This window comes from Mesorhizobium sp. M7A.F.Ca.US.007.01.2.1 (assembly GCF_003998165.1).
Taxonomy (GTDB): domain Bacteria; phylum Pseudomonadota; class Alphaproteobacteria; order Rhizobiales; family Rhizobiaceae; genus Mesorhizobium; species Mesorhizobium ciceri.
In genome coordinates this window covers 1-11,848 of record NZ_RZQP01000198.1, presented here as the reverse complement: position 1 = coordinate 11,848, position 11,848 = coordinate 1, and the positions used below count along the sequence as shown (strand labels likewise).

The window sequence follows — 11,848 nt, the reverse complement described above, 5'->3', positions numbered from 1 at the left end:
AGGTAACGGCTTCCTTGACGGCGAAACGCTGGTCCTTCCATGCTCCCGTGCGCAGAATGTCTTCCAGAACCTCAACCGCCAGCCACACATCCTTGTAGCTGACATAGAGCGGCGTGAAGCCGAAACGGATGGTCGACGGTGCGCGGAAGTCACCGATCACCCCGCGCTCGATCAGCGCCCGCATGATTTGATAGCCGTGGTCGTGAAGGAACGACACCTGGCTGCCGCGCCTGGTCGCGTCGCGGGTGGTCTCCAGCGTGAGACCGTAGGCGCCGCACTTGGCTTCGACGAGCTGGATGAACAGTTCTGTCTGCGCGACGCTCTTCTTTCGCAATGCCGCCATGTCGACGTCGCTCCAGATGGCAAGCGCGCCTTTGAGCGCCCGCATCGACAGGACCGGTTGCGTACCGCACAGAAAACGGCGGATGCCGGTGCCGGCAACATAACCCCGTTCGAAGGCAAAGGGCCGCGCATGGCCCCACCAGCCGCTGAGCGGCTGGCTGATATCGCCGTGGTGGCGCTGCGCGGCATAGATGAAGGCCGGCGCGCCCGGACCGCCGTTGAGGTACTTGTACGTGCAGCCGACAGCGAAATCGGCATTTGCCTGATCGAGCTCGACGGGCAGGGCGCCGGCGGTGTGGCAGAGATCCCAGACGATCAGCGCTCCGGCCGTATGAGCCCTGCGCGTCAGCGCCGCCATGTCGCGCAGTTCACCCGATTTGTAATTGACGTGGTTGACCAGCACCACCGCGACGTTTTCGTCGATCAGATCTTCGATGGTCGGCGCGTCGACGCCCGCGAGGCGCAGCAGGACGCCATCCCGGGTCGAGGCCACGCCTTCGGCGATGTACAGGTCGGTGGGAAAACTGTCACCTTCGGCGACGATGGCTGACCGGCCGGGCCGCATCTCCATCGCTGCGTGCAGCACCTTGTAGATGTTGGTCGATGTCGTGTCGCAGACAACGGTCTGGCCGGCCGCGGCTCCTATCAGGCGTCCGAGTTGGTCGCCGAGTTCGATCGGCATCTCGAACCATCCGGCCGTGTTCCAGGCTCGGATAAGATCTCGGGCCCATTCCTGCGTCGCCGCCTGCTGCAGCTCGCCGAAAACGGCATGAGATGCTGCCCCCAGTGAATTGCCGTCGAGATAGATCACCCCCTCCGGCAGAATGAAACGGTCGCGCATGGCCCGCAGCGGATCCGTGGCATCCATCGCTTCGACTGCGGCGAGATCAGGAATTCCACTCATGGTCAGTCCCCGGTTGTTCGCGAAGGGGTTTCCGCCACAGAGCGTCCCTTCGGTGAGCCTGTTCTCATTTCGATGATGTCAGAGCCGGGTGCGGACCGTCCACAGCTCCGGAAACAGCACGACCTCGAGCATTTTCTTCAGATACGAAGCGCCCGACGTGCCGCCGGTGCCGCGCTTCAGACCGATGATGCGCTCCACCGTGGTGACGTGGTTGAAGCGCCAGCGGCGGAAATAATCCTCGAAGTCGACCAGCTTCTCGGCCAGTTCGTAGAACATCCAGTAGCGCTGCGGATCGCGGTAGATAGTCTGCCAGGCGACCAGGACCTCTTCATTCTCGGTTCGCGTCTCACGCCAGTCCGTGCGCCTGGCATCGGCACCGATGTCGAATCCGTTGCGCGCCAAAAGCAGCAGCGCTTCGTCATAGAGCGACGGCTCGGCCAGAATGGCTTCCAGCTTTCCGCTGAGGTCAGGCCGATGCTTGTGAGGGCCGAGCATGGCCAGGTTGCGGTTGCCGGCCATGAACTCGATGGCGCGATACTGCCAGGACTGGAAACCCGAGGACTGGCCGAGCGCGTCGCGAAACTCGGTGTATTCGCTGGGCGTCATCGTCCGCAGCACATCCCAGGCATTGTTCAGCTGCTCGAAGATGCGCGCGACTCGCGACAGCATCTTGAAGCTCGGCTCAAGCCGGTCGGCGCGGATCGAGCGGATCGCGGCGCCAATCTCGTGCAAAGCGAGCTTCATCCACAGTTCCGAGGTCTGGTGCTGGATGATGAACAGCATCTCGTCATGCGCCGACGAGAGCGGTGTCTGCGCCTCCAGCACTTTCTCCAGGTGCAGATAGTCGCTGTACGACATGCGCTCGTTGAACGACATCTGTGCGCCTTCGGACGCCGGATCGTAGGGCTCGCTCAATTGACTTTCTCCGTGCGCAGCCGGAAGCGCTGGATCTTGCCGGTCTGGGTCTTGGGCAAAGCAGCAATGAATTTCACCGATCGCGGGTATTTGTAGGGCGCGATCGTCGCCTTGACATGGTCCTGCAGGCGCTTGGTCGTCAATGCGTCAGGCGCCACGCCCTGCACCAGCACGACATGCGCCTCGACGATCTGGCCGCGCTCGGCGTCCTCGGCGCCGATCACCGCGCATTCGGCGACGTCGGGATGTGACAGAAGTGCGGCCTCGACCTCGGGGCCGGCAATGTTGTAGCCGGCGCTGACGATCATATCGTCGGAGCGCGCGGCGAAATGGAAGAAGCCGTCCTCGTCCTGCGTGAAGGTGTCGCCGGTGATGTTCCAGCCGTCGCGCACGTAGTCCTTCTGCCTGATATCGGCCATGTAGCGGCAGCCGGTCGGGCCGCGCACCGCCAGCCTGCCGGTCGCGCCGCGCGGTACTTCGCGCATCTCGTCGTCGACGATGCGCGCCTCGTAGCCGCCGACCGGCTTGCCGGTCGACGCGGGCTTCATGTCGCCAAAGCGGTTGGAGATGAAGATGTGCAGCATTTCGGTGGCGCCGATGCCGTCGAGGATCGGCTTGCCGGTCTTTTGCGTCCACTCTTCGAAAACCGGAGCGGGCAAGGTTTCGCCGGCTGAAACGGCAACCCGCAGCGAAGACAAATCGGCACCTTCATCCATGGCCTTCAGCATGGCGCGGTAGGCAGTCGGCGCGGTGAAGGAGATCGTGGCTTTGTAGGTCTCGATGATGTGGATCATGTTGGGTGGCGTCGCCTGCTCCAGCAGCGTCGCCGCCGCACCGAAGCGCAGGGGAAAGATAGCGAGCCCGCCAAGGCCGAAAGTGAAAGCCAGCGGCGGCGAGCCGACGAAGATGTCGTCCGGCGTCACCTCCAGGATTTCGCGGGCATAGGCGTCGGCGATGATCAGGAGGTCGCGGTGGAAATGCATCGTCGCCTTCGGCACGCCTGTCGTGCCCGAGGTGAAGCCGAGCAGCGCGACATCGTCGCGGCCGGTGTTGACGGCGGTGAATGTCACCGGCTTGTCGAGAGCGGCACGATCGAGCTCGGCATCATGGTTGGCGGTGCCGTCGAAGCCTATGACCTGTTTGAGGAAGGTGCTGTCCTTGGCGCAGGCGGTCATCTCGTCCATCAGCCTGGTGTCGCAGAGCGCGACGGTGATTTCCGCCTTGTCGACGATCTTGGCCAGTTCGCCGGCGCGCAGCATAGGCATGGTGTTGACGACCACGGCGCCGACCTTGGTGGCAGCCAGCCAGCAGGCGACCATGGCGGGGTTGTTGGCCGAGCGGATCAGCACCCGGTTGCCGGGCTCGACGCCATAATTCTCGACCAGCGCGTGGGCGAGCCTGTTCGTCCAGTCGGACAGTTCCTTGTAGGTGCGGCGGCGGCCATTGCCGATCAGGGCTGTGCGGTCGCCGAGGCCCTTCTCGACCAGCCGGTCGGTCAGTTCGACACCGGCGTTGAGGCGTTCGGGATAGTCGAAGCCGTCGAGCAGTATATCGGGCCATTGCTCCGGCGGCGGCAGGTGATCGCGCGTGAACGTGTCGATATGCGCTGAAGGCCCAAGCATGTCGCCGCTCTCCCGTCTGCTGCCTGGCCAGTGCGCAATGCGCCTTGGCTGGATGTGGTGGATCCTAAGGTCCTGCTCTGAGGAGGCTTCGTGCTGCCCATCACGCCTGCTCGGAGATGCGCGCCGAAAGGGTGAACATCTGCAGGTGAGGGCAGCACAGCAGACCTCCCATTGTCGGCTGTTCGTGCGGGCAGGATCGCACCAGTCGAAATTTGTTTCAAGCCTAAAATGTTTTTGCCCTGGAGCATTGACGCATGGCGTGGCGCTGGCCATTGCTAGCGCAACAGCGATGCCGTTTTGGGGGAGGGCGCAGATGTTCGAACGTCACATCGTCGATTGGGATGATGCCTATGCCAACGGCGCGAACATTGCCGGCAGCGACCGTTGGCCAGCCGCCTGGTCCGAGCCAGCGGCAGCATTCCGCGATGCGCTCTCGGCAGAGAGCCGGGCACGGCTCGACATCGCCTACGGCGACAGGCCGCGCAATCGGCTCGATCTTTTCCTTCCCAAGGCCGCGCCCAAAGGACTGGTGGTGATTATCCATGGTGGTTACTGGCTGGAGACCGACAAGAGCTTGTGGTCGCATCTCGCCAATGGCGCGGTCGGCAGCGGCTTCGCCGTTGCGATGCCCTCCTACACGCTGTGCCCGGACATACGCATCGCAGGCATCGTCCGGGAGGTCGGGGCGGCGATTGGCAAGGCAGCGGCAATGGTTGACGGACCGCTGATGCTGACCGGACATTCGGCCGGCGGCCATCTCGCCACCCGGATGGTGACGACAACCACGCCTCTGGCGCCGGATGTGGCGCGGCGCATACGCCATGTCGTTTCGATTTCAGGTCTACACGATTTGCGTCCGCTCATGCGCACCGGCATGAACAAGGACCTGGCAATCGACGAAGAGGAGGCGCTGGCTGAAAGCCCAGCCCTGCTGCGCCCGATGGATGGCGCCCGCATCACCTGCTGGGCCGGCGGCGGTGAGCGCGCCGAGTTCCTGCGCCAGAATGCGTTGCTTGCCAACATCTGGACCGGCCTTGGCGCCACCACCAGCACCGTGGTCGAGCCCGACCGGCATCACTACGACATTGTCGACGGCCTTGCCGATCCGGCGCATCCGCTGACACAGAGCTTGATCTCGAGCTAGAGCCGAGATCACTTTCTCGTCTGTTATGAACGGCTTGCCTGGAATTCCTCAGCGCAGCATCAAAACGCTGCAAGCCTCGCCCGCGGCTGCTGCAGGGGCAAACGGCGCCCGCACGATCAGCCCGTTGGCGTCGGCCAGCATTCTCAGCATCGAGGAATCCTGAATGCCGAACGGCGTCGCCACCAGCGCGCCGTCATCTTCCCTGACCACGGCTCGGACATAGTCCTGGCGCAAATCATTGGCCGGCATTGCGGTACCCAGTCGCGCTGGGCGAATGTCCTGGCGATGGTTGCGGCCACCGAGCCGCGCCAGCAGCGGCTTCAGGAACAGTTGCGAGCAGACCAGGCTTGCCACCGGGTTGCCGGGCAGGCCGATGCACCTGATATCGCCGAGGCGGCCGAACATCAGCGGCTTGCCGGGGCGCATGGCAATCTTCCAGAAGCCGAGCGTCATGCCTTCGCCGGTCAGCACGTCGTGGATCAGGTCGTGATCGCCGACCGAGGCGCCACCAAGCGTCACGATGACATCCGCACCGGCCGCCACCGCTTTTTGCACCAGTTCGGCGATGGCCTCCTTGCGATCGGCGGCAATGCCGAGATCGAGCGCGCGGGCGCCGACCGAGTGTGCGGTGGCAGCGACGCCATAGGCATTGGACGAGATGATCTGGTCCGGGCCGAGATTACTGCCCGGCGGCAGCAATTCGTCGCCGGTGGCGATGATGGCGACCAGCGGTCGTCTTACCACCTTGACCTGGGGATGGTTGGCCGATGCTGCCAGCGACAGTGCCGCCGGGTCGAGCAAACGGCCTCTTTCGAGCAGCATGTCGCCTGTTGAAAAATCGAGCCCGATGCGACGGATATTGCGCCATTGCGCCGTCGGCTCGGTCACTTCGATTTCGCCGCCGCCGAGGTCGCGGACATTCTCCTGGATGACGATGGTGTCGGCGCCTTCGGGCAGCGGCGCGCCGGTGAAGATGCGCACCGCTTGTGCCTTGCCGATCCTACCGGCAAAACCACGTCCGGCCGGCGCCATGCCGATCACCGACAGCCTGGATGGTACCGACGCCACGTCGGCGGCTCGAGCGGCATAGCCATCCATGGCGGAAGCGTTGAAAGGTGGCTGGGTACGGAGTGCCACGACCGGTTCCGCCAGAACACGATCCACCGCCTCGAACAGAGGAACGCTTTCGCCGGCTAGAGGTGCCGCACCATCGAGCAGGCGCTCAAGCGCCTCCGCGATAGGAACCAGCGCCATCAGGAACTCGCCTTGTAGTCACCCGACTTGCCGCCGGTCTTTTCGACCAGGCGGATGCCGGTGATGACCATGGCGCGGTCTACTGCTTTGGCCATGTCGTAGATGGTCAGGCAGGCTACCGAAGCGGCCGTCAGCGCCTCCATCTCGACGCCCGTCTTGCCGGTGACGCGCGCCAGCGCGGTGACCTTCAGGCCCGGCAATGCATGGTCGGGCTCGATGTCGACGGAAACTTTGGTCAGCAGCAGCGGATGGCAGAGCGGGATCAGATCATGCGTCTTCTTCGCCGCCATGATGCCGGCGATGCGCGCGGTGCCGAGCACGTCGCCCTTCTTGGCGTTGCCGGCGAGGATCATCTTCAGCGTCTCGGGCTGCATCGCGACAAAGCCTTCGGCGATCGCCGTGCGCGTTGTTTCTTCCTTGTCGCCGACATCGACCATGTTGGCCTCGCCCTGCGCGCCGAGATGGGTCAGGCCTGATACCATCGTCAGATAGCCTCGGCCAAAGCCTTGCCTGTCAGAAGCAAGCGCGTCGCGGTGGTGACGTCCTGTTGCCGCATCAGGCTCTCGCCGACAAGAAAAGTGCCGATGTCGCTCTTTTGCAGCCTGAGGCAGTCGTCATGCGAGAAAATACCGCTCTCGCTGACCAGCAAGCGGTCGGCCGGAACCATCTTCGCCAGCCGCACTGAAGTGTCGAGGCTGGTCTCGAATGTGCGCAGATTACGGTTGTTGATACCGATCAGCCGCGACGACAGTTTTAGCGCGCGCAACGTCTCGGCCTCATCATGCACCTCGATCAGCGCATCCATGCCGAGTTCGAATGCCGTTGCCTCAAGCTCGCTCGCCAGGGCGTCGTCGACGCTGGCCATGATGATCAGGATGGCATCCGCGCCCCAGGCGCGGGCTTCGTAGACCTGATAGGGATCGAACAGGAAATCCTTGCGCAGCGCCGGCAGCGCGACGGCGGCTCGCGCCCGGGTGAGAAATTCCGGCGCGCCCTGGAAGGACGGTGCGTCGGTCAGCACCGAAAGACAGGCAGCGCCACCCTTGGCATAGGCCTGCGCCAGCGCCGGCGGATCGAAATCGGCGCGGATCAGCCCCTTGGACGGGCTTGCCTTCTTGATCTCGGCGATCAGCGCAAAGGCGCCGGATTTGCGCTTTGCTTCGAGTGCGGCAAGAAAGCCGCGCGGTGCGTCGGCGTCCTTGGCTCGCGCCTTGATTTCGGCCAGCGGCACACGTGCCTTTGCCGCCGCGATCTCGTCGCGCTTGTAGGCCTCGATCTTGCGAAGAATGTCAGACACGTTTTACCCGTTCGAAATCTCGACCAGCCTGTCGAGCACTTGCAGGGCCCGGCCGCTGTTGATGGCTTGCGCGGCGAGCGCGATGCCGTCGGCAAGCGTCGTCGCCTTGCCCGCCACCACCAGGCCGGCGCCGGCATTCATCAGCACGGTGTCGCGATAGGCGCCGGCAGCGCCGCCCAGCATATCGCGCAAGGCTTTGGCATTGTAGTCCGCATCGCCGCCACGCAGTTCGTCCCTGCTGTGGCGCGGCAACCCGACCGCTTCAGGCGTCAGGGTGAAGCTGCGGATCTCGCCGCCGATCAGTTCGGCGACCTGCGTCTCGCCGGTGGTGGTGATCTCGTCATAGCCGTCGCCATGAGCAACCCAGGCATGCTCCGCACCCAGTGCCTTCAGCGTCTCGGCAACCGGCAGGATCCATTCCGGCAGGAACACACCGACCAGCTGCCGCTTGACGCCAGCTGGATTGGAGAGCGGCCCGAGCAGGTTGAAGATGGTGCGGGTGCCGAGTTCGACGCGGGTCGGACCGACATGTTTCATCGCTGGATGGTGCGCGGGCGCGAACATGAAACCAATGCCAGCCTCGTGGATGCAGCGGCCGATGAATTCGGGCGAGATGTCGATCTTGACGCCGAGCGCAACCAGCACGTCGGCGGCTCCTGTCAGCGAGGACAGGCCACGATTGCCGTGCTTGGCAACCGGCACACCACTGCCGGCGATGACAAAGGCCGATCCCGTGGAAATATTGACGCTGTGGGAATTGTCCCCGCCGGTGCCGACGATATCGATGGCGCCGTCCGGCGCGTCGACTTGCAGCATCTTGGCCCGCATGGTGGCGACGGCGCCGGAAATCTCGCTCACCGTCTCGCCTCGCACGCGCAGCGCCATCAGGAAACCGCCGATCTGGCCGGGGGTCGCATCACCCGACATGATGATGTCGAAGGCCTCGCGCGCTTCCTCGAAGGAAAGCGCGCTACCGGTCGCGATCTTGGCGATATGGGTTTTCAGCGCGCTCATCTTGTCGAGGCTTGGGCGACGGCGGCCTGGTCGACGCGAACGTCGTACTGCGTCTGCAACTGCGCCACCAATTGGTCGAGCAGGTCGTCCGACATGCCGGAGGTGAAGGATTTCTGTGCGTCATCCGGCACCGAGCTGGCATCGGCCCCGGCGGGCTCGAACACTTCGGCGACCTTGTACAGGATCTCTCCGTCGCCGGTAGGCGAGGGGATCAGGCCGGTACCGCCTTCGCCGACTCCGAACATCGCTGCGGCACCTTCCTTGCCGAAATCGACGTCGTCAGCCTCGCGCTTCACACCGCGCTTGGTCTGCTTTTCCAGCTTCAGTTCGCTGGCAATGACATCGAGCGTTGCGCCGGCCTTGAGCCGCTTTTCCAGCTCGTCAGCCTTGGCGGCGAGCCGCTTGCTTGTTTCCGCCGCCGTCCAGTCGGCCACGACTTTCTGACGAACCTCATCCAGCGTGCGGTCGCGAGCCGGCGTGATGGACGCCACCTCATAGAAGACGAAGCCGTTGTCGGCTGTGGTCAAGGCATCGTTTTCCGTGTTGGGTTCGGCGTCGAAGACCGCTTTGATCAGCTCCGGCGATTGCGGCAGGTCCTTGACGATGCTTGCATCTGGCCGCAGTCCACTGCGATCGATGGCGTCGATGGTGACGACCTTCAGCTTCAGCTTGGCCGCAGCGTCGGCCAGCGAACTGCCGGCGGCGCGGGTGTCATCGTAATTGTCGCGCACGTCCAGAAGGATGCGGCTTGCCTCGCCCAGCGCCAGATCCTTGCGGATCTGGTCGGACACCTCGGCCAGCGGCTTCACCACCTCGGGCTTGATCTCGGTGACACGCAGCAGCACCGGACCGAAGGCGCCCTGCACGACCTGGCTGACTTCATTGGCGTTAAGCGCGAAGGCGGCGTCGGCGACCGCCTTGTCGGCGATCTTGTCCTTGGCAAGCGTGCCGAGCAACGTGTCGGCTGGGGTCTTGCCTTCCGCCGTGACCAGCTTGTCGAAAGTGGCGCCTGCCTTGAGCGAATCGAACGCGGCCTTGGCCGCATCCGGCGTCTTGAACACGAGCTGCTCGATGGTACGCAATTCCGGCGTGGTGTAACGCGCCTTGTTCTTGTTGTAATCGTCGCTGACCTGTTGGTCGGTGACGGCGGTCGGATCCATGATGTCGACCGGCTCGAGGCGGACATAGGAGAATTTGCGGTATTCGGGTGCCGCATATGTCTTCTTGTTGGCTTCGAAATAGGCCGAAAGCACGCTATCGGATGGCGCCACGATCGGCTCGACGAGTGCCTTGGGCAGCGTCAAATAGTCGATGGTGCGGTCTTCGCCGCGATAGAGCGCAACTGCCTTGAAGAAAGTGTCCGGAGCCTTGAGGCCGTCCGAGACCGCCTCGACAATCTGCTGGCGCACCGCCACCTGAGCACGGTTCTTCAAATAGTCCTCGGGTCGCATGCCAATCTGCTGCAGCATATATTCGAACGTTCTGCGATCGAACTGGCCGCCCGGGCCTTTGAAGGCCGGGTCTTCGCGTGTCAGCTCGGCCAGCCGGTCTTTGGAAAGTCCGAGGCCCAGCTTGCGGGCCTGTTCATCGAGAACGGCACCCGAGACGAGCTGCGCCAGCACCTGGTTATCGACACCGAGCGCCTTTGCCTGTTCGTGGCTGAGACGTTGGCCGAACTGCTGCGACATGACGGCGAGCTGGCGATCATAGGCGAGACGGTATTCGTTGATCGACACTTTGGTGCCGCCAGCGGTTATCACCGAATCATGGCCGGCCAAACCGCCCATCAGCCGTCCGGAAACGCCCCAGACCAAAAAGCTGAGCACCAGCAGCACCAACAGCCCCTTCGCGACCCAGGTGCCTGCCGCGCTTCTCAATATACCAAGCATTTTTACTTCCGATTTATGCGCATTTTCGCATGCGCCGAGTCTGAAACAAGCGCAATAGCGCCCTTCCGGCCCACTGTCGATTGCTTTGTGGCCTGATTTTGGTAGTGAGGGCCAGAGCCCCGATATCATCCGGAGAAGCAAACCCATGACGCCAGGAATTCGCCCGCTCGTCGCCGGCAACTGGAAAATGAACGGCACCAGCGCCTCCCTCAACGAGCTCAGGATGATCGGCAACGGCTTCATGAGTGGGCTTGACGCGGAGACCGAAGCGCTGGTTTGCGTTCCCGCAACCCTGCTTGCCCACGCCGCCGAGATCCTGTCGCGCACGCCGGTGCATGCCGGCGGCGAAGATTGCCACACCAAGGAGAGCGGCGCCTACACCGGCTGCATCTCGGCGGAAATGCTCAGGGATGCCGGTGCGAGCCATGTCATCGTCGGCCATTCCGAATGCCGCGAGCAACGCGGCGAGGATGACGCCACTGTCCAGGCCAAGGCATCCGCCGCGTGGCGTGCCGGGCTTGTTGCCATCATTTGCGTCGGCGAAACGCATGAGCAGCGTGAAGCGGGCGCCACGCTGGACGTGCTGTCGCGGCAGGTCGAGGGCTCAGTCCCGCCAAGCGCCACCCCGTCCAACACCATCATTGCCTATGAGCCGGTATGGGCGATCGGCACCGGCCTGACGCCGACAGCGGCCGACGTCGCTGCGGCACACGCACATATCCGCGAAAAGCTATCGGAAAAGCTCGGCGGCGTCGCGGCGAAGGTGCGCATTCTCTATGGCGGCTCGGTCAAGCCCTCCAACGCGGTCGAACTGCTCGGCGTCAGGAATGTCGACGGCGCGCTGGTTGGCGGCGCCAGCCTGAAAGCGGCGGACTTTCTCGGCATCGCCGAGGCCTATCGCAATATTGCTTGAAGACATTTTCCCTGCCGGACAGGGCTTCCGGTGCACGAAATCGTTGCAAAGGACGGGTTGCTTCCCATATTCCGGCCACGGGCTTGGAAATGCCGTCAAAGCATTGTATTGAGCCGCCTCCAATTCACCGGTCGTGTCCGCGGCCGGGCAAGGCCTTGCCAGGATAAACTATGGAAACCGTACTGATCGTCATCCATCTCATGGTCGTGCTCGCCCTTGTCGGCGTGGTGCTGCTGCAGCGTTCCGAAGGCGGTGGCCTCGGCATCGGTGGCGGGTCCGGCTTCATGACCGCGCGTGGTGCGGCCAATGCGCTGACGCGTGCGACGGCGATCCTGGCGGCTGCCTTCTTCGCCACCTCCTTGACCCTGTCGATCGTCGCCCGCTACGGCGAAAAGCCGATCGATATCCTGGACCGCGTGCCGGCGACCTCGGACGGCGCCGGCAAAGGCGTGCTCAACCAGTTGCCTGGAACCACAACTCCGGCGCCCGCGGGCACCACCACGCCGACGCCGCCTTCCGGCAACGATGCTTCGGCTCCTGCGACTGCCCCGGCC

The 11,848-nt window shown here is 63.8% G+C and carries 11 protein-coding genes; 3 read left to right on the top strand and 8 right to left on the bottom strand.

Annotated elements, in window-relative coordinates; genetic code table 11:
- From kynU to EN949_RS26880, 3 genes are all read right to left on the bottom strand, one after another.
- On the bottom strand, positions 1-1,246 hold a 1,246-nt coding region (kynU, locus tag EN949_RS26890; protein ID WP_024503342.1), incomplete at its 3' end, for a kynureninase.
- Between the two features lie 78 nt (positions 1,247-1,324).
- Positions 1,325-2,161 (bottom strand): tryptophan 2,3-dioxygenase, encoded by an 837-nt coding sequence (gene kynA / locus EN949_RS26885; RefSeq protein WP_013531744.1) that lies wholly within the window; start codon positions 2,159-2,161, stop codon positions 1,325-1,327.
- A complete protein-coding gene (locus EN949_RS26880; RefSeq protein ID WP_063167974.1) occupies positions 2,158-3,783 on the bottom strand; it encodes an AMP-binding protein in 1,626 nt (541 codons plus the stop codon). The genes kynA and EN949_RS26880 overlap by 4 nt, the downstream gene beginning before the upstream one ends.
- Before the next feature lie 313 nt (positions 3,784-4,096).
- Here EN949_RS26880 and EN949_RS26875 point away from each other — a divergent pair, with 313 nt between their 5' ends.
- Positions 4,097-4,927: an alpha/beta hydrolase gene (locus EN949_RS26875; RefSeq protein ID WP_063167975.1), complete on the top strand. Its 831-nt coding sequence runs from the start codon at positions 4,097-4,099 to the stop codon at positions 4,925-4,927.
- A 48-nt stretch (positions 4,928-4,975) separates the two neighbouring features.
- Here EN949_RS26875 and glp read toward each other — a convergent pair whose 3' ends face one another.
- From glp to EN949_RS26850, 5 genes are read right to left on the bottom strand one after another with little or no spacing between them, the layout of a single operon-like run.
- The gene (glp, locus tag EN949_RS26870) at positions 4,976-6,181 is read right to left on the bottom strand and encodes a gephyrin-like molybdotransferase Glp (protein WP_063167976.1); all 1,206 of its coding nucleotides are present in this window, start codon (positions 6,179-6,181) and stop codon (positions 4,976-4,978) included.
- Positions 6,181-6,663 (bottom strand): cyclic pyranopterin monophosphate synthase MoaC, encoded by a 483-nt coding sequence (gene moaC / locus EN949_RS26865; protein ID WP_013531740.1) that lies wholly within the window; start codon positions 6,661-6,663, stop codon positions 6,181-6,183. Before moaC ends, glp begins: the two co-directional genes overlap by 1 nt.
- 2 nt (positions 6,664-6,665) lie before the next feature.
- Positions 6,666-7,478 (bottom strand): indole-3-glycerol phosphate synthase TrpC, encoded by an 813-nt coding sequence (trpC, locus tag EN949_RS26860; protein ID WP_063167977.1) that lies wholly within the window; start codon positions 7,476-7,478, stop codon positions 6,666-6,668.
- Positions 7,479-7,481: 3 nt separating this feature from the next.
- Positions 7,482-8,492 carry an anthranilate phosphoribosyltransferase gene (trpD, locus tag EN949_RS26855; RefSeq protein WP_063167978.1) on the bottom strand — a complete coding sequence of 337 codons (1,011 nt, stop codon included), beginning with the start codon at positions 8,490-8,492 and terminating at the stop codon, positions 7,482-7,484.
- Positions 8,489-10,381 carry a SurA N-terminal domain-containing protein gene (locus EN949_RS26850; protein WP_063167979.1) on the bottom strand — a complete coding sequence of 631 codons (1,893 nt, stop codon included), beginning with the start codon at positions 10,379-10,381 and terminating at the stop codon, positions 8,489-8,491. The genes trpD and EN949_RS26850 overlap by 4 nt, the downstream gene beginning before the upstream one ends.
- Before the next feature lie 145 nt (positions 10,382-10,526).
- Here EN949_RS26850 and tpiA point away from each other — a divergent pair, with 145 nt between their 5' ends.
- Both tpiA and secG read left to right on the top strand, forming a co-directional pair.
- Positions 10,527-11,294, top strand: coding sequence for a triose-phosphate isomerase (gene tpiA / locus EN949_RS26845; RefSeq protein WP_013531736.1), 768 nt, complete (start codon positions 10,527-10,529; stop codon positions 11,292-11,294).
- A 170-nt stretch (positions 11,295-11,464) separates the two neighbouring features.
- Positions 11,465-11,848 (top strand): preprotein translocase subunit SecG (gene secG, locus EN949_RS26840; protein WP_127371829.1); only part of this gene is annotated, 384 nt, incomplete at its 3' end.